Genomic DNA, 17,762 nt, shown 5'->3' with positions numbered 1-17,762 from the left:
AACCTATTCTACCATATTGATAGTTACAAGTTTTTGATCTCCCCGCGATTGGCTCGAATATGGTTCATAACCATTCTTTCTCCTTCAGCGCCTTCCATTGCGCCTGCCAGGCTTGGTGCGTCAAGTACGTTGTGGATACTAATCTTCGGCTGAGAGTTAGATGAATTTGAGCCACCCTTTCCTAAGTTTTTGCGATGGCGTGGATCAGACTCCGTGAGCATCTCCTCACCCTTCATCGCAATTATTGGAACCTCGTTCGGCCTCAAACCAATTTCACCGCCAGTGTGGTATCGCGGCGCGCCGGCAAAGATATCCAACGATCCATACCGGCTCATCCCGCCGGCCCCACCGATCAGGCCTCCGCTGTGCTTCATCCCGATCATGCTCATCAGCCCACCCGCACCAGCGCTTGCTCCGCCTGTGTATGCGGACAGCATCGATTGAATGGCTAGCTGGATCAGCAACTTGGCAATGATCTTGGACACCTCTGTCAGCACGCCCTGAGCGAAGTCAGCAAAGGCCTCTTTCGCAGACTTTGTACCTGAGATGAAGTCTGTAAAAAGACCTTCCAGGCCACCTTGCAAACTATCCGCTACCTTGTCGGTGAGCGTGGCCAGATCAAACACTTCGGCCCGCGCGGACTTTGCAGACTCACGAACCTTTTCCAGGTCAGCCGGGTTACCCGTCACCTCAGCAGCTTTTTCCCCACGACCCTCCAGCTCGTTCGTCTTTGACAGATAGTCCAGTGGAGAGATCTGATGCCTCTCAAGCTTTGACTTCAAGCTCGCGTACTGACGCTCGATTTCCTGCATCTCTGCCTGAGCTTTTTTTGCAGAGATGAGCTGCTGGATTGCTGTCGAGTCTTCGCCCAAGCTTTCAAGATTTTTGATCGTGTCTTTGAAATCTGACTCGATCTTTTTGATGTCAGCCGAGAACTGGTCACCGCCGATTGCCAAGAGCTCGATGTGTGCGTCGTCTTTGATTTGCTGTAGCTGCTCTTTGATCTGTCCAATCGCTGCTGCTCGGTCTGCTTTGAGTAGCGCGGACTGATTGACGAGCTCAGCGCCGATTGTGGCTTGCTCAGCTTGCTTGGAAGTGATGTCGGCTTCAAGCTGGTTGATCGCAGCGAGAATGCCAGGGCGGTCGTTGAGGTTTTGAGTTGCTCCCAGAAGTTTTTGCTGGCCGCTAAGGCTTCCCTGCAGCGCCTTGATGTCAACTTGCAGAGCTCGCTTTTTCTGCTCGCTCAGTTTCTTGGCGGCTTCCATTTCGATCCTAAAACGCTCATCGGCAACCTTTACTGCTGACAAATTTTCCAGGCGCGCACGTTCCTGCAGGCCGGCAAGTTCGATTTGCTTTTTGGTGTCGATCTTAGAGATCGTTATTTCAATTTCTTTGTGAGCCAGGTCAGCCTGAAGCTTTGCTTGTGTCGCAGCGATTTGAGCCGAGGCGGCGGCGTTCTTTGTTTGGAGTTTGACGATGTTTTTTTGATCTGACTTATCTTTTCGAGCAGCAAGCTCTTTATCCAGATCATCTTGGTTTTTAATAGCTTGACTCTTAAAGCTAGCTAGAAGCTTGTCAGCTTTCTTTTGGTCTGAATCGGTATCCAAGAGGTTAAAGTTTTCTTTACCGACTTCGTGCAACTTACCGCGAAGCTCCTTTACCCCCTCGATTGCCACGTCGATATTTTCGGTCTTGAATACTTCAACAGGCTGATCGTAGGATTTCTGAAGATTAGTTACATCCTTCTGAAAGCTCCTGACCTTCTCCGACACGCCGGTTAAATTGAATGCATCCGCAAACTCTTGGATGGGCTGAACAAATTGCGTATCAAAGAAGCCGATTGTGGTTGAAAAGGCCGACCGGAAAACATTGACCATCCCATTTCCGGCTTTAACAAAACCCTCGTCAATCGTACGCAGGCCCAGAAGGAAAAGCTCTGATACAAATAGTATGCCTTCACCAAGGAAGCTAAAAACAACATCAAAAGTGTCTTTGATCTTTCCGGCAAAGACTAAACCGCCCAAAATACCGGCAAGCATGTCGGTAAATTTTGATCCAACTCCTTTTGCCGAGGCTTCCAAATCAGTAGACATTGTGACTATGGACTCAGTTACCACCTGCACCAGCGCGGTAAGCTGCGGAGACACATCAGCAAGTATCTTACTAAAGACGGTAGTACCAACCTTTTCGAGCTGGGAAAAGGACTTGCCAAGCTTCGCTACAGCAATTGTTTCAGTATCGCTTAAAACTAAGTTAAACCGCTTAGCCTCGTCCATCAGCCTTTTGAATTCGGCCCCACCATTTTTTAAAACTGGCAGTAAGTTCCGCAGACTGTCAGAACCAATCTGATCAAGGAAAGTAAAAGCCGAGTTATCAGACATGCCCTTTAGAGCGTCAGAGATTTTCTCCAGCTGCTCCAAGGGGTTTAACTTGTTGAACTTTTCGACATCGACATTCATTACTTCGAAAAAGTCGACGGCCCCACCGGAGCCTATAGAGCTGAACTCCTCAACTTTTATACGAACTTCGTCAAGGGCGTCAAGAAGCTGGTCAGGTTTAATATTTGCACCCTGGAATGCCGCATATTGAGCAGCCGTGAGATCCTCTATCGAGATCCCCAGACGCTTTGCGGCATAGTCCAGGTCAGTAAGACTGTGAACGGTTTCTTTGATAACAACCGCACCGCCGAAAGCCGCTACTAGAGCCGTTACCTTGGTGGCCGCGCTAGTTAAAACTCCGGAGGCTTGATCTTTTGCTTTTAAGACTAGGTTAATTACTGCACTGGTAGCCATTTTATTATTATTCTCCGGCCATGGTCTTCATCAAATCATTAAAGTGCGTCGCATCTCCAGACATGCACGAAATTCGGCTGAGGTGATGAGCATACATTTCTGTAACGAACTCGCTACGTCGTAGTTCTTTCTGGGTTACTGCGATTTTGAAAAGCTTACGAATCGAGTAATTGTATGGGTCGAGGTGACTTGTGTTGTGGCCTCGGGAGATTAGGTACTCGCAATTGGATACCAGCGTGCCAACGAAATCTTCCAGGGATACACTATCTCCGCCGCCCTCTTTTTTTTTACGCTCGGCTTCAAAATCTGCTACTTTTTGAGCAGCTGTGCGATTGTCGGAGCTAGTTTTTCGAGGCTTTTTTTTAGACCGTCAGGGAAAGTTAGAGCAAATACAGCCGCCAGCAGTTCAACCTGGGTCATTAACGGTAGATTGATTACATGTTCTGCCGCATCTGGTTCCTTGCATCCAGCAGCAATACAAGCAGCACCGAAGGACGGGAACTGCAGCATGATCACTTTAGAGTTGTCAGTGCTCTTCAGATCTTCTTTTGCGTTGTGCAAAAAAATCGTAGCCAGAATTTTGCTGTGATCTTCGACAAGTCTAATAAAGTCAGAGGTGGTGAGCCCATAAACATCAAATGCGACTTCTGGTTTATCCACCTGTGCCTGATTTATGATAACTTTTTTGGATGGTACAACGAGGTCGAGCAGAGACATGACGGGCCTTTTTATTATTATTCTTATAGGTACATAATACCATCCCCATAGACTTGATTGTGGTTACTGACCCGCTGTGCGACAAAAAAGGGCCCGTGGGCCCCTTTCGCTCTTTGTCGTCAAATCAGACAGCTACTACATGCTCTTCCTTGAACATTTTCGACAACCCACTGCCGATCACAGCTTTAGATACTAGCAGGGTGCCCTTAATTTCTTGGTCAGCGTAGTCACTCGACAAAAGTTGGCGCTGTGCTGCTGGTGATAGGGAAACTTTGTGGTAACTGACTTTAACCGGTGTATCGCTTTCGGCCAAGTTCACGCCGTCAAAAATAATCCCGACGTTAACACCTGTGTTGACCATACCCTCAATTCGACGGACTGCCACTTTGTCGTAAACAACATCCACTTCATCGCCATCAATTACGCTGGAGGTTCCTGGGAAGAAAATCGATCCGTTTGACACAATATAGTCATCGCCGGCTACCAGCATGTCCTCGTCACCAGTAATTTTGACGCTAGTTACGGCAGCGATGATACCTTCGACGATGATGCTACGACCCTTGTACGCTTTCGCCCTGGCAGTAGCACCGGTTTCCGCGATGTCTTCCGTAACTTTGCCAAACAAAGCCAGCTCCATAACTTCCGGCGAAAAGCTTTTTAGGTTAATCGTGAGCTCAGCTGAATTCTTGATGATCTTGGACTTAGCCACGCCGAGAGTCCCGTAAACCATATCCTGCATCTCGACCTTGTCACTAGACAAAGCAAGGACAGCAGACGAGGCCTGGCCAACGTTAAAATAACCGCCAACCGGGTTATCATTGGCATCAAGCTTAGTAATGAGCAGACCGCCGTTTGCGATCCAGCCGATGGTAGTGTCAGGAGCATTAAATCCAAGTGACATTTTGTAGCCTCTTATTATTATTTTGTTTGAGGTGTTTTACCCAAGGACTATTCTTTGAGTCCAGAGCACACTCCATGCAGAAAAGTTAGTTCCACTCTTCTCGCCAGAAAATAGTTCTTCGATTGATTGTAACTCAGGGAGCTTGCTATTAGTCGCCTGATCTCCTCTATATTTTTCAATCAGGTTAGCGACATCAACAGCTGTATCAGATGCAACCCTCGAAACTCCACGTGTTTCAGGATCCGTTTTGCCAATCACGAACGCACCGAAAACTGCATCAACTTCCAGCTTAACTCGCTTTGATTTTTCCGGTATTGGCCCACCGGCACATGCAAGCAAGATATATGGACGCTGTCCATCGAGCTGAAGATTTTTAAGATCAGTATCTGCGAAGGTGCCAGAGAATAGTTTGATAATTGGATTTGATGGCAAACTCTCAAGCAAAGTCTTGATATTTTCTAGGTGCGACGTAATTTTCACTGCAGTGCCCTTTGTACATGCTCTAGCAGTATTCTCTCATACTCCTGCTGCCATTTGTCTGGAAGTTTTCGATGTGCGTCTGGCAAGTATTGACGCTTTTTAACACGAATACCTTCGTTGTGCAGATAACCGTATCGCATATTACTACCGAGGGCGATCTGCAGTCCGCGAACTTCGGCTTTAATACTATTTCTTAGAGCACCAGTGTCGATTAATGGCTGGCCCTGGCGGTGATGAATTGGATCCCAGGGGTTACCGTAGGGATCTACAGAGCGTCTAAAGTTTGACTTTATGCGGTTGACCCAGTTATTTCCAATTATTGTAAGGCCTTGGCGAACATGAGGATTGTTTGGGCCTAGGCGCTTAACTTTTTCGGCTAGGGCGCGAAGTTGAGCTGTGTTAACAGTTAGCTCTATATCCTGATCGCCAGCACTGTTACGACCAAACGATGCAAGTGCGCGTGCAATAATCGGCAGCATGTGTTAAGCCCTGACTAGTCTTATGTTAGTAAAGCCGTTTTTTACTACTTGTTGACCCTCGACTACCAACTTGATCTTTCCAGTGCTTACCAATTCTAAGAATTTGATGGCATCTTCATATCGCGTGCGAATTTCTTCGGATGGCTGGTCGGGCCAAGAAAAGTACCGCGCTATGTCTAAGACTGGGCCTTTGACGTCACGGAGCGTTACAGGGTCAGCCAGGGGTACTGTAATCCCGGTCGATCGTACGTATGTGTCTACGAGGCGAGAAGCACGCTGCAAGCTCCTGGGAATGCGCGTGGCGCTGTCGGAGTGAACAGTATCACCGCTAAATTCCTGGAGATACTCCTCTTGTGTTGCATAAGCTTCGATGATCATTGTTTTTCTTATCCAAAAAAGGGAAACAAGCTGCATGCTTGGATTCCACCCCCCATGCCCCCCTTACTCTTCTTCTTTATTTATATAAGGGAATGGATAGCATCGGGGGTGGCGTTTTACTACCTAAAGCGGCTCGGCTGGCAGATGTTTTTTCTGGCTAAGAAAGACTATCAATTTCGCGGAGTCTGGAAAGAGGGATGACATTGTCGTTATCGAGATCCACAAAGCTCTCAAGCGCCGCGCCGGCTTTCCACATCTTGTACCTTGCCGTTCCCAGCACCTTGAGCTGAGACGCTTCGCTCTGCTTGCTCAGCCAGGTCTCATACGTATCGCCGAAAGGCTCATCACCATCGAACACTGCGATCATCGTCGTCCGGCACCCAGGATGGAACGGTGGAACTTTTTTAGCCGGGTCAGACATCCTGTAGACCTTCCCATCGAGCGCGGCGCAAAGTTTGGTAGTCCTGGTGTCGAGCACGGCTGACAGCTGGTACGTCTCATACCCGGCCTGCTTAAAAGACCTGATATCCGCTTGCGATGACACATGTGCCGCAGCCGTGCGTACGAGGATCTCAGCGTTGCGCTTAGTTCCTATAAACGGGCTACTCGGATCATTTAGCAGTGCATCGACGATATCCTTCGCCGGCAAGCCGTTAATGACACCTACCCGCACTGCCTGCTTGATCTTTGTCTGCGTCCCGAGCTGCTGCTCCGCGACCCACTCCGAAAGGATTTTGCCATCAAAGGGATCATTCTCGATCAGCGCGCGCACCGTGTTTTCGGTCAGCACTGCATACCCAAAATCAGCACCCAGAAGTTTTGTTGTCCACTCCGACTGGTAGTAAAAAAGGTCGGACAGCTCCTTTTTTAGATCATCGGACATGATGCTGTACTGAGCCTCGACGAGCTTGTCGAGGTTATGCATCGTCTTCCGCAGCTTCGCCGCAGCGTTCCAGTTCTTTGCTTTTGACGCTTCATCTAGCTCAGCTTTGATAAGTCCCTTGAGCGTGCTCAGGTGCGCTACAGCTTGCTTGGCGATCCTTGTGTACTGTCCACGCAACTTAATCTGATGATGGATCGTGTCGTCTGCCAGCCGGTTGGTTTTGCTCGCCATTACTTACGCACCTGGCAAACCTGTCCGACATACTCTTGCAGTCCGGCCAGTTGCTTTTCAGTTGTTATTATTTGGGCCCGGAGATCGAAATAATCTTGTCGAGCATCGGCTGTAAGCTCGGCGCTGGCTCCATCATCCAAGCCGGAGGTGCCGGCAGTGTTTGGCAACTTTGGACAAGTGGCGCGGACGAGCAACCGGCTAGCACCAGCGTTGACAGCAGCGCGCAGGCTGTCATTTTCATTTTTAGCATCTGCGATATCCCTCACGTATTTGCGATCCAAAGCATCCCTCGCGGCCAGGGTCTGGATCGCAAACTCAACATCCGCTTGCAGCTGCATAACCTCCGCGCGCGAGGTACTGAGCTCGTCAGCCAAGCGATCACGGTCGTTAATCAACCAACCACCGAACAGCAGAGCCGCTAGCGCGAACAAGGCGATTACAACGTACTTGCTCATAGCCCCACCTCACACAACGACCTTTCTTCCGCTCGTCGCGCCACTAACCCGTTAAGCTTCACACCGCCCGCATATACCCAGCGATCAAACTCCTCACACGCACCGGCGACGTCGCCATCATTGAGCTTTCGCAGCAGCGTCGAACCAGCCAGCTTCCCTTGCCCGACGTTGTAAACAAACGAAACCAGCGCCGCGCGCCGCTCAACCGTCAGTGGAACCTTGACCAAGGTGTCGACGGCGTTGATGGCAACCGTGAGATCTGCATCAAGGAGCGCTTGGCACTCACCAGTACTTCTTACCTGGCCTACAACAGCAGTCGCGGTATGGCCATAGCAGATAGTTGGAATACCAACAGGATCCAGGTACGTCTTAGATCGCAAGCCTTCAAAGTGCGTAACTACTGCCGAAGCAACACACAACGTGGCGGTAAAAGATGCGGCGACCAGGCGTTTACTTATCATCTGGCTTTACCGGCTTAGCATGTTCTTTTTTTGATTCTTTTTTTGGCTGATTTCGAATAAGAAAAAAAGCTTGGAGACAGACGTAGCACAGGGTTGCAGCAGCAGCCCACTCATTAATCGTCATACCCATGATGATTGCGCTAGTTACAGCAACTGGTGGAGCGGATTTAACAACTTCGTTAGTAACATCTTGAACTATTGACATATGCTATTCTTATTATTATTCTAGCTTGTATATAATTGTATCACTGCTAAAAAGGAGTTTGAGCATGAAACTCGAAAACTTTACCACAGAACACAAAAAATTCGGAATCGATGTCTGTCGTAGAGTTATCTTCGCAGCCATCGAAATACACAAGGACGATTTTAACACCACCACAAAACCCGCAATGGTGTTAGCCGCTATAAATAAAACCGCACAACAAATATTCGGCGATGAGTTACAGATGCGACGCTATCGCTTTGAAGAGGAATTAGGGATATGAACAACCCTGTTCCCTACCGATTTTACACCGAAAACTACATGTTCGAAAAAGAAAGAGATGAGCATGGTGAAGAGTTTTTCAAGGATTTGATAGACAGGATCGTATTTAAACTCGCTGGAGAGCTTGGCGCATACAACCGCGACAAATTAACAGCCGAACTCATCGAATTATACAGCTGCGAGTTACGGATAAGAGCTATTAAATTTGAGTGTGAACTCGGTCTTTAACTCGCCGCTTCGGCTTCACCTTATCTTCAACGCCCTCAGCAACCTCCCCCCTAACTATATATTCCAGCGCCACAAAGTGCTGATGCGCCCTGGAACTAATCTCGACAATAACAAAATCGTCGCCCTTAGCGAGCTCAACGGTCTCAACTACCTTTCTCATATTTGACTCCAAACCGGCCATTTGATATTAAATGGATCTGACTGCAAGGTGATATCCCTGAGTGCTTGTCGATATCCCGCGAGCTCCTGATGCTGCTGACTCACAACACCGCTAATCACTTCGCTATCTCTAATCTTCATAATCTCAACATCAGACTCCGATAGCAGCATGTCGCGAGATTGTCGTATAAAAAGCCACTGTGCTGCCCTGCTCTCTTGAATCTTAAATTCACCATCCAGGTAAATTACGCATCGACCACTGTTCAACGCTTCGATAATCTTTGTGCAGTCTTCCACTTCAACATGCTGCGCTCCAGGGATTTCGCCGAGATCACCGACCCCAATCACAAATCCCTGCCTGTGATAAACCTTATTTTTTGACATAAAACCTGTACCCTTCAGAGATCGTTCGAATTTTGGGTGTTGCGAACTGGTCGCCAGCGCGCACAGTTAGTAAGTTGGTTTGTAGATTGCCAGAAGCCCCCTTAACTGAACCGGTACTACCCAGGCTTCCGACAGTGATAAGCTTAGCTGTATCAACATCCAAGTAAACATACATCAACTTCGGATTAAACTCTGGCGGTGAGCTCCAAGACTTACCACCGTCGAACGAAATATATGATTTACTGCCTACAGTTGTTGGGGTATGGAAGATAAAGTCGTCGCAAGCATAACCTTTTGTCAAAGTAGCACTGTACGAGTTGTGAATATAATTAATTTGAGTTACCACCCCAGACTCCACATCGAGTCTAAACTGCGGATAAGACACACCAAAATACACCGTAGAACTATCTTTACCCCCAAAAATTATGTTGTACGGTGTGTTTGCATACTGCACAAGAGATATACTGATCGAGCCAACTTCTTGATCATACTCAAGTTCGTACAGCCCAGCTGACGCATTTAACGTTCCAGACAGGTAAAATTTTCCACTTTTTGAACCGCATCCGGCTATATAACTCCCTGACGGTGATACACCACCGACCCACGAAACCCCTGCCGTAGCTTTAAGCGCAGGATCGTATAATGTAGAGGGTGCGTTTGTATATAAAAAAAGATCCCATTTATCTGTAATGGCGACGACATTTTTCATATCCACAACAGACTGACCGGTATATCCGGAAGAAAACACGCCATCGGACAGCGTCAAAGCATAAACGCTGTTACTTGTAGACCAATAGACCGCTTTATCAGTGACAAAAAGATCCGTAGAAACAGTTCCGGTTGCTGTATAAACCACAGCTCCAGAGCTATCAGCAACTATCAGCTGCATTCCCGCCGTGCTCGTCCTATAAACGTAATACCCCTTAAACTTCAGGACTTGTAGTACATCTACAGCAGCGCCCAAAGTCGATCTAACCTCGGAATCTGCGTTAAATCCAGAGAATTGTGGCCCTAAAGCTCCAGACTTCAGAACTTGAGCAAGCTCTGGAGCCTCGGAATCAAAGTGTATAGCGCCGTTACACTCGATATAATCAGCGTATATTCCAACTGGCAGCATCAAAGCGGATCCGGTTTCAACACCCGAAGCGGCTTCCGGAAACTTAATAGCTCCAACAATTTGATCGACGCTAATGCCCATTGACTTGCCGGGCTTGTGAATATGCATCTTTGCATTCAAGTCACCATCCCACGGCTCTGGGAGTTCGCTCGGGCGTATTTTATTAGTGCTCATATTTATTGCTCTTGCCGGCAATTTAGAATGAGTTATTATATCACTCTTTCAATAGTAGGTACGTTACGACGCTATCTACACCGTCATCAGTGCTCATAGTCAGCAACAATTCGTCATCTTCGACATCACTAAAAATATGTCTGTCATTTGCCGGATCGAGGAAAAAGCTTTTCCATGTACTCCCTTTATCAGCAGATAAACTTATTTGCGAGCCACCCACCACCGAATCTGTAGAGTAGCTTATTACAGTGTCATCTACTGCAAATGCACCACGCAACCCGAGATTTGCAGGAACATCGGTTACCACGGTTGATTCGTACGATTTAAGATCTACGCGAGTTAATTTATTACCACCCATGCGATAGAGATAACTATCTGTCGCAGCAAGATTATTATAACCAACACCAAGAATACTTTTTGCAACTCCGCCTGAGTCAAACTCTACGACAGTATTACTTACACCCTGAAAAAAAGCACTGCGGATGTTGAAAGCATAACACCCAGCTTCCCCATTGCACGCCATGGAAAACTCATACAAAGGGCCTAGCGTAGTCTCCATTGTCACTGGATCGATTAAAACAGAGATTGAGAAGGTGTTGTTGACCACCCAATCCTTATCTCCCAGGCTGACAATCATCGGCAGATCATTACCACCAAATTCAGAGATATTCACAACAATATCTGAATCCACTCCGTCATACCGGGTGAGGCGGTCAAAATCACCATCTTTCTTCCAGTAATAAGCCGTGTGATTGGTTTTGTGAACGTTACAATCCTTGCCAAAAATGTAGTTCTTTTCGGCCACACGCTCCGTGCCGCTGACTAAATCTTGCGCGGTATAAATGACGTACTTGTAGTCATAAACACTTATGTAAGTCGAACCAATCCTGATGGTCTTTTTGGGGAAGCCGTTGTAGTCGGGTAAAGAGAACTTGGCGATTGGCGCTGTTAGGATTGAAACGAAATTTTTGACAACACCGAAGAACGACTCCCAACTGATGTAGCGACCATCATCCACGCACTCGACCATCCCCCTACCTTCCACATCCGCGTACACAGCATCTGCAGCAGATACGAAACCATCAAGATCCTTGGGACTGACGATAATCTCTACGTCACTGATATCGACATGACGCGTGTACACAATAGTCACAGACCAGGCGTTATCAGTTTCGATTGTCGCTTCAAAAGACTGCTCATCAATAGTGATCGTGATCCTATCGCCTGCTCGCCCGCCACCCCCTGTGATCGTGTACGTACCATCCTGGTTGTTGGTTACAGAAATGATGTACGGAGCAACGTAAGAATCTTCTACTTCAACATCCGGAGGCGTGACCGGCCCGATGTCTTTGACTCCAACAATCGCTGTCCAGCCGTTGTCGCTGCGCACGGTAACCGGATACGAAACGGCGTTGGCAATCACGTTCAGGGTGTCGCCGATCTTGCCGCCACCACCAACAACGGTATATGTGCCGTCACCCACGGGGGTGATGCTGATGACGTATGGAGGCACATAGTCCGAGCCGACTTCACCGTCACCAGGCCCAATATCTGGAGGGATTACTGAGGGAGTGACAGTGAAGTGCCAGGTTTCGGCACCGGCCAAGTGGAGCTCAAAATCTTCAACGGCAATCGTCACGGTCAGTACATCACCAGCTCGACCACCATGGCCATTGATTAGGTAGGAACCGTCAGGCGTGATCTCGATGCTATCGATAACACCTACGGACGTTGGGTCACCAGTGACAATCTCCAGATCCCCGGCTAAAGGGCACGAGTCCAAGATGCCAGAGACCACTTGCCAGGCCCCGGAAGCCCTGACAGTCGTTGAAGCTGTTGAGCCATTTGGGAAAGTGACGGTCAGGTAAGTACCTGGCTCCGCGCCGCTGCCGCCAACCGTGGCTGTACCATCAGCATGGCAAGTGACCCAGGTACCTCCTGGCTCACCCGGAGCAACACCACCCACCTTCTTCAAAGCACGACGCAACTTCAGCGATAGCAGTACGCGCTGGATGATGTTCATCACTTGACCTCGGCGACCCAGACAGTTGCAGGGTCTTCACCCTCCATGAGCTTCACGGAGATCTTTGCTCCACGATTTGAACGCAAATAGATGCCAGAGCGCGCGTCAACAGGAGCATCGGCATCAGTCACTACAGAGCCCTCGGCGACGTGGATCACCGAGTTGCAGTAAATGTATACAGCCTCAGTTCCCGTAGACTCACTTGTAAAGCTTGTGTTTGCAGCCAGTAGCTCACCGCGACCAAGGCTTCTCCCAGGCGCAACGATCTGCAGAGTTTCTCCGTCCCTATCTTTTACAGCGGTAATATCGCTCATATGTATCCCCCGAAAAGTAAAAGAGCCAGGCTCTCGCCCGGCCCCGTTTTACTTAGTGACCACCAACGCGGATGGCACGCTCAGGAGCAACAGCTTTGACGCCAAACAGCGTTTCCAGCTTCCAATGAGTACTTTCGGTTGAGGCGTTGTACCAGCTGAGCAGGCGGAGAGTGATCCCGGTTTCCGGGTCAGTCATGCTGCCGATAGTCACGCCTGGTGCATGACCTGGGGTTTCCAGCTGGCGGAATGCGATCAGGAAAGCGGATTTCGAGAAGGCGAGGTCGACCGGGTGATCACCGACAACGGAGACCGAGGTGTTTGCGGCCAGTGACGCGCCGACAGCAGGGGTTACCTGGACAGCGGCATTCCCGCCTTCGGCAACTACGTCAGCTACTATAGCGAAGACTTGATCCGAACCCGCGACGGTCAGGATGTCACCCTTAACCAGAGTTGCACCGTCGGTAGCTCCTTTAAGCACAAGGAACGTCGAGCCGGCAGAAGCTGGGGCGCTCAGGGTGATACCCGCATCTGCAGAGGCGGTGCCGGAGAAGTGGTACGGGGCCTGCACATCGGAGTAAACGTCAAAGCCAAATCGACGACCGATGTTACCTTCGACTTCAGATTTTTGATCATGTCCGGAAGTGAAGATGCCAAGCAGATCCGCCTCGGTGTCGGAAGTCAAAACGAGTGTTTTGTCGCCGAGAACTTTGGCGTTGTTAAGCACTTTGCGAGCTGCGATAACGTCTTTTTTGTCGCGGTCATTTTCTGAAGTCAATTTGCCGGAGTGATACGGCACCTCACCAGAGAGGTCGAAAATTGCGGTGTTTACCGAGCGCGCCAGTACGTCGACAGCGGCAGCCAGAGCATCAGGGATGACACCAGGTTGCATGCCCGTAAACTCGCGGTCGGACATCTTGAATTCTTTGTAGATGTGTCGATCCAGGATAACCGTAACTTTGTCGACATTCAGATCCGTAGCTACGGAACCATCTTTTCCGTGCTCATCGGCCTTGTCAAACTCGACCGGCTTGTTAACACGGATGCTTTCGCCGACCTGTTTGCTCTCGTCGCTAGTGTTAACCGAGATCAAACGAGGCATTGTCAGCTGGCCACGCAGGCGACTCATCGCAACAGGCAAAATAGTGTCGTTAATGAGCGCGCCAAAATCGTTACCAAAGGCCGACAGGACGACTAATTTATTACCAGTGTTCATGCTTTACCTACTTTTATTTTTATTATTATTTGAGGTGTTCCGCGTCTGCAGCTCACAAAGCTTACAGTTCGCCGGCCCTGCCAGCTATTTAGGAGGCCCTTGCAAGCCTCCATAGAACTTTACATTTAAGCTACAACGATCTCGCCGCGTTCTTTTTTTGCAAAAAGATCAGTCTGCTCTTTACCGGACGCCATCATTACAGCGTTTTGCCAATCTGCTCGACTCATTGTCTTAGCGTTACCACCACTACCCTGCTTACCACCACTGCCAGGCATCGACTTGAAGTAATGCGGGCGGGTGCCGGCAAGATCTTCGATCCATTCCTTTGGCGTCAAGGCTTTACCAGTCTTACCTACTCGGATATTTCCGTGCTGATCTCGGCTTACAAGCTCTCCGGATTCGCTAAGATCCCAAGAATTACCAGCTAGATTGATCAAATCTTCTACAGCGGTAGGCTGGAAGAACTCATTCTTGAGCGCCTCATTACCAATGAGCTGTTTGATTTGAAAAGACTTGAGGCGGGTTTTCTCACCTTCGACTGCCTTGCGCAGCTCTTCTTTCTCGGCGACCTCAGTAGCCAGGCGCTCTTGCCAAGTTGCATTGGCCGCATTAACCCGCTTATCCATCAAAGCTTGGAAGTCAATCTTGCCAGACTTCAAAGCCGCTTGATCTTCTGCATCCTCAGCTTGCGCGAGAATGGCATTGAGCTGATCTTGGACTTTCTTCTTCTCTGCCAAGATTTCAGCGTTCTTAGACTTTAATCCCCCAGTTTCGGCAGCAAGAGCTTTTGCCAGTTCGGTTTTAAGAGTCTCTTGGAATTCCGGAGTAGAAGTGATGTTAGGCGTTTCGATAGGATCGGTTACCGGATCATCTTCGCCAAAAGCTTTGAATACAACCAGGTTTTGCACTTGCTGTTGCATGGATCCCCCAAGGATCTTCTTATTGTTATGGCTCCATTATAACAACTAAAAGATCAAAGTGGGCTTGACAGGGGATATTTTTAGATTCTTTGAGGTCTTTTTCTGAAGACTGCGGTTAGTACCTGGAGCTTTTCCAGATCGTTCAGTGCATCGACATTATCTAGTAGGGTTGGGAGGACACCTATCTTTCCCCTAAGCGCAGCGTTTAGCACTGTAACTAATAGTCCGGTTTCGTACATGCGCCTGAAAATCCAAGGATCACTACTGGACTCGTAAATTTGGTAGATGTCTTCTGCAAGATCCTTTTTACCAAGATTTTCTATCATCCAGTCGACGATAGCGTGCACTACCTCAGTTTGGCTACCAACAGCTGCGGAGATTGCGAGGCTTTTGAGGTCAGGGGTGGAAAACTTGGTAAATCCGCCATTACTAAGGAAGTACTCAACAAGTGCTTTGTCGTTTGGTAGCGGGAAGTTGCTCACACCCTTTAAGACTTGCACGGTGCCGAAAACCCTGGCCAACTCGATCATGGTTTTGCGATGTGCGTCAGTGTATGCGTAGTCAAGTGTGTCACGCCTCAGCATCGTCTCCGCAGCACGCAGGTCGCGAGAGAGCGACATATAAATGCAGGCCAGGACATCGCCTCCCTGAGTCTTGAGACTAGCCAGCGCGTTGTAGTCGGACTGGACAACGCAATCGACGATAAAATCTTTGATAACCTTGCTCATCTCTCTCACCCTTTATTATTGTTTTTATTGTGTGTTGACTTGAGCCATGACTTCATTCATCAGAAAAGACAAGGCATCGATATCAAATGAGTTGATATTAAATGTGTATTCTTTGTTGTCAAACCGGAACCACTTTGCGCGCTGGAGCTCTATTTTGATCACATTGTGCAGTGCGCTGATAGCTTTTGAGTCACCAGCTTCCGCGTCTGCACACATCGTTACAAGCGGGCTCAGGTATTGAGTGCGGAAGATGTCGATAGGCTTTGTGTAACGTCTTGTGCCTATCTCCCTACGTCCGCTCCACCCCCCTACAAGGTAAGTTGCACAGATATCAACGTTCAGGGTTGTAACAGTGGTGATTTCGGTGTTCATCTTGATGCCTTATATGACATTCTTTTTATTATGTTTTCATTGTATCCATCGCACCTTATCCAAGTCCACAACTTTCGCACGCATACTTGAAACTATTAATCCGTCAACCCGCACTGAAATTAACCAACCTTGTTAAGTTAGTGTTTCTTAGCCAAACAGGATACGACAACAGCCCTCATCAGCGTAGTTCGGTATAGCTATCCCCTTTTTGGCTAAGAAGAACGCCCTTGACCCCGCGCGTAGCAACACAAACTTCGCGCGCCGACCGAATATATTCTCCGCGCGCCAGCATCCATAAATTCGATTGAGCCAGCACCCGCAAGGGTTTAATTATAGTTTGCTGATTACATAGTAAAATGCCATACAACAAAGCTTAGCGAAAGTTCTTGATTTATCCAAAACCACACCGGTAACATTTAATTAGTCGAGTTAAAGACAACAGTCATATGGGAATACAAATGTCCAAGTTCAATACGTTCTACGAACCTTTTTGCGCATATGGTGGTCACGAGTACTTTGCTACGACCGATGGCGTGACTGTACATATCAACGAGCGCAAGCCCGCATCCATTCACTTTTATATCGTTCAGCGCCTCACTAAGTCAGCTTGGGATCGCTTTGCGGATGATTATGATCTGTACGACGGCAACCGGACTAACCCTGCACTTATCTCTGGCTTAGCAAGTGCAACTGCTGACAACGATAGTCCTTACTACGATTACATCGCTTAACCTCATTCGATACCGCAGCCACATGAACTCCAGGCCCCACGGGGCCTTTTGCGCACAAACCTTTTGACGACAAACAACCGCAAAGCTATAAACACCGTCGCCCACCCGATTTGACAACAACCTACGAGCCACACATGTTTGACTCACCCGAATACAAGGCTTGGCTTTACAGCGGGACGGTTAAATTTTCGCTGCGGGAGCACTTGTGCCACGTATTGTTGAGCCATGAACCAGGCATCAGCTTCGACGAGTGCGTGCACGACTTCACGGATGACGAACTGGCCCAGGTAATCAATGTCGACGAGCTCGGCTACTCACTAAATCTCAACGATAAACTGGTTCACACAAAGCATCTCTGGTCGCCCATGCGCGTCTACGTTGTGTGCGATGACGACGGCAGGTGCCACGTCCAGTCTGCTCCTCGAAACCCTGGCTGATTCACTGGTAACGCAGCCAGCACTCGACCTTCTCACGCTTTCCAATCTCCTGCAGCCTGGTACTCCCTGTAGCCAGGAGATCAAGGAACCTCTCACGATCAGGCTCAGCCGGAAACCAGTTCGCAATCTCAACGTTGCAGTGCTTCGAATTGCTCAAGGCCCACTTGGCCACCATATCCGCCGCTGCCCGGTAGTGATCGGCCATAAACACTGCGCGCCCACCAGTCGACCATCCTCGTCTTTCCAGCTCTGGGCTCATGTCGCATATCCCGGCACCACTAAAGAACACAGTGGTATCTGGGTAGTGAATACCCGCTAGCGACAGCTTCATCACTCCGGAGTCACGATCAAAATAGGCAAGTGAGTGCCATCCGCCAGTCGCCCCCATCGAAGGGAAATTTATGGCTGACTTTCCGGTTATGTAGTGCTCACGGCTTACGCGCAAAAAATCATGATCGAACGCTGGCTTTTTCATCATCGCACGCTATCACCGCCCGCCATTCACTCGCAACGCCGTCTGGCTACGCAAAGGTTTGACGGCAAACACCCCGACAGCTATAAGGAGGCCAATCGCCATCAAAAGTAATAGGGATTGGTATGAGTCGTGGGATGAAAATGATGGTAATAGGATTTGCAATAATGGTTATTGGCGCAGGACTGACTCTCCTTGCCAAATCCGTTTCAGATACCACCCAAATAGC

The 17,762-nt window shown here is 48.8% G+C and carries 23 protein-coding genes; 4 read left to right on the top strand and 19 right to left on the bottom strand.

Annotated elements, in window-relative coordinates:
• Positions 1-23: 23 nt before the first annotated feature.
• From ACP7BO_RS20925 to ACP7BO_RS20880, 10 genes are all read right to left on the bottom strand, one after another.
• Positions 24-2,792: a phage tail tape measure protein gene (locus ACP7BO_RS20925; protein ID WP_426212513.1), complete on the bottom strand. Its 2,769-nt coding sequence runs from the start codon at positions 2,790-2,792 to the stop codon at positions 24-26.
• Between the two features lie 309 nt (positions 2,793-3,101).
• On the bottom strand, positions 3,102-3,509 hold the full coding sequence (locus ACP7BO_RS20920; RefSeq protein ID WP_426212511.1) for a phage pre-tape measure protein: 408 nt from the start codon (positions 3,507-3,509) through the stop codon (positions 3,102-3,104).
• 124 nt (positions 3,510-3,633) lie between these two features.
• A complete protein-coding gene (locus ACP7BO_RS20915; RefSeq protein WP_426212509.1) occupies positions 3,634-4,410 on the bottom strand; it encodes a hypothetical protein in 777 nt (258 codons plus the stop codon).
• Positions 4,411-4,446: 36 nt separating this feature from the next.
• Positions 4,447-4,890 (bottom strand): hypothetical protein, encoded by a 444-nt coding sequence (locus ACP7BO_RS20910; RefSeq protein WP_426212508.1) that lies wholly within the window; start codon positions 4,888-4,890, stop codon positions 4,447-4,449.
• Positions 4,887-5,369, bottom strand: a complete 483-nt coding sequence (locus ACP7BO_RS20905; RefSeq protein ID WP_426212506.1) for a phage virion morphogenesis protein — start codon at positions 5,367-5,369, stop codon at positions 4,887-4,889. Before ACP7BO_RS20905 ends, ACP7BO_RS20910 begins: the two co-directional genes overlap by 4 nt.
• Before the next feature lie 3 nt (positions 5,370-5,372).
• On the bottom strand, positions 5,373-5,747 hold the full coding sequence (locus tag ACP7BO_RS20900) for a phage protein Gp36 family protein (protein ID WP_426212576.1): 375 nt from the start codon (positions 5,745-5,747) through the stop codon (positions 5,373-5,375).
• Positions 5,748-5,904: 157 nt separating this feature from the next.
• Positions 5,905-6,861: a minor capsid protein gene (locus tag ACP7BO_RS20895; protein ID WP_426212504.1), complete on the bottom strand. Its 957-nt coding sequence runs from the start codon at positions 6,859-6,861 to the stop codon at positions 5,905-5,907.
• Positions 6,861-7,316: a lysis protein gene (locus ACP7BO_RS20890; protein WP_426212502.1), complete on the bottom strand. Its 456-nt coding sequence runs from the start codon at positions 7,314-7,316 to the stop codon at positions 6,861-6,863. Before ACP7BO_RS20890 ends, ACP7BO_RS20895 begins: the two co-directional genes overlap by 1 nt.
• Positions 7,313-7,777 (bottom strand): lysozyme, encoded by a 465-nt coding sequence (locus ACP7BO_RS20885; protein ID WP_426212500.1) that lies wholly within the window; start codon positions 7,775-7,777, stop codon positions 7,313-7,315. The genes ACP7BO_RS20890 and ACP7BO_RS20885 overlap by 4 nt, the downstream gene beginning before the upstream one ends.
• On the bottom strand, positions 7,767-7,982 hold the full coding sequence (locus ACP7BO_RS20880) for a hypothetical protein (RefSeq protein WP_095021472.1): 216 nt from the start codon (positions 7,980-7,982) through the stop codon (positions 7,767-7,769). The genes ACP7BO_RS20885 and ACP7BO_RS20880 overlap by 11 nt, the downstream gene beginning before the upstream one ends.
• 64 nt (positions 7,983-8,046) lie before the next feature.
• Here ACP7BO_RS20880 and ACP7BO_RS20875 point away from each other — a divergent pair, with 64 nt between their 5' ends.
• Both ACP7BO_RS20875 and ACP7BO_RS20870 read left to right on the top strand, forming a co-directional pair.
• Entirely contained in the window at positions 8,047-8,262 is a 216-nt protein-coding gene (locus tag ACP7BO_RS20875; RefSeq protein WP_095021473.1) for a hypothetical protein, read from the top strand.
• Positions 8,259-8,489 carry a hypothetical protein gene (locus tag ACP7BO_RS20870; protein ID WP_426212498.1) on the top strand — a complete coding sequence of 77 codons (231 nt, stop codon included), beginning with the start codon at positions 8,259-8,261 and terminating at the stop codon, positions 8,487-8,489. Before ACP7BO_RS20875 ends, ACP7BO_RS20870 begins: the two co-directional genes overlap by 4 nt.
• 156 nt (positions 8,490-8,645) lie before the next feature.
• Here the strand turns inward: ACP7BO_RS20870 and ACP7BO_RS20865 are convergent, their stop codons facing one another.
• From ACP7BO_RS20865 to ACP7BO_RS20830, 8 genes are all read right to left on the bottom strand, one after another.
• Positions 8,646-9,032: a phage tail assembly chaperone gene (locus tag ACP7BO_RS20865; RefSeq protein WP_426212496.1), complete on the bottom strand. Its 387-nt coding sequence runs from the start codon at positions 9,030-9,032 to the stop codon at positions 8,646-8,648.
• Positions 9,019-10,323, bottom strand: a complete 1,305-nt coding sequence (locus tag ACP7BO_RS20860; RefSeq protein WP_426212494.1) for a hypothetical protein — start codon at positions 10,321-10,323, stop codon at positions 9,019-9,021. The genes ACP7BO_RS20865 and ACP7BO_RS20860 overlap by 14 nt, the downstream gene beginning before the upstream one ends.
• Positions 10,324-10,363: 40 nt before the next feature.
• The gene (locus ACP7BO_RS20855) at positions 10,364-12,346 is read right to left on the bottom strand and encodes a hypothetical protein (RefSeq protein ID WP_426212492.1); all 1,983 of its coding nucleotides are present in this window, start codon (positions 12,344-12,346) and stop codon (positions 10,364-10,366) included.
• The gene (locus tag ACP7BO_RS20850; RefSeq protein ID WP_426212490.1) at positions 12,346-12,660 is read right to left on the bottom strand and encodes a hypothetical protein; all 315 of its coding nucleotides are present in this window, start codon (positions 12,658-12,660) and stop codon (positions 12,346-12,348) included. The genes ACP7BO_RS20855 and ACP7BO_RS20850 overlap by 1 nt, the downstream gene beginning before the upstream one ends.
• Before the next feature lie 52 nt (positions 12,661-12,712).
• Positions 12,713-13,873 (bottom strand): P22 phage major capsid protein family protein, encoded by a 1,161-nt coding sequence (locus tag ACP7BO_RS20845; RefSeq protein ID WP_426212488.1) that lies wholly within the window; start codon positions 13,871-13,873, stop codon positions 12,713-12,715.
• Positions 13,874-13,998: 125 nt separating this feature from the next.
• Positions 13,999-14,793 (bottom strand): hypothetical protein, encoded by a 795-nt coding sequence (locus ACP7BO_RS20840; RefSeq protein WP_426212486.1) that lies wholly within the window; start codon positions 14,791-14,793, stop codon positions 13,999-14,001.
• 80 nt (positions 14,794-14,873) lie between these two features.
• Complete coding sequence (locus ACP7BO_RS20835; protein ID WP_426212484.1) at positions 14,874-15,521, bottom strand: hypothetical protein; 648 nt, start codon at positions 15,519-15,521, stop codon at positions 14,874-14,876.
• A gap of 24 nt (positions 15,522-15,545) precedes the next feature.
• Complete coding sequence (locus ACP7BO_RS20830) at positions 15,546-15,893, bottom strand: hypothetical protein (RefSeq protein ID WP_426212482.1); 348 nt, start codon at positions 15,891-15,893, stop codon at positions 15,546-15,548.
• A gap of 458 nt (positions 15,894-16,351) precedes the next feature.
• Between ACP7BO_RS20830 and ACP7BO_RS20825 the strand changes: the two genes are divergently transcribed.
• Entirely contained in the window at positions 16,352-16,624 is a 273-nt protein-coding gene (locus ACP7BO_RS20825; protein ID WP_143518822.1) for a hypothetical protein, read from the top strand.
• A gap of 134 nt (positions 16,625-16,758) precedes the next feature.
• Positions 16,759-17,061 (top strand): hypothetical protein, encoded by a 303-nt coding sequence (locus ACP7BO_RS20820; RefSeq protein ID WP_426212480.1) that lies wholly within the window; start codon positions 16,759-16,761, stop codon positions 17,059-17,061.
• A gap of 1 nt (position 17,062) precedes the next feature.
• On the opposite strand, the gene ACP7BO_RS20815 is transcribed toward ACP7BO_RS20820, so the two are convergent.
• Entirely contained in the window at positions 17,063-17,536 is a 474-nt protein-coding gene (locus ACP7BO_RS20815; protein ID WP_426212478.1) for a hypothetical protein, read from the bottom strand.
• Positions 17,537-17,762 lie beyond the last annotated feature (226 nt).

The sequence above is a fragment of the Pseudomonas sp. TWR2-1-1 genome, from assembly GCF_049897045.1.
GTDB lineage: Bacteria > Pseudomonadota > Gammaproteobacteria > Pseudomonadales > Pseudomonadaceae > Aquipseudomonas > Aquipseudomonas versuta.
This window is presented reverse-complemented; position numbering and strand designations above follow the sequence as displayed.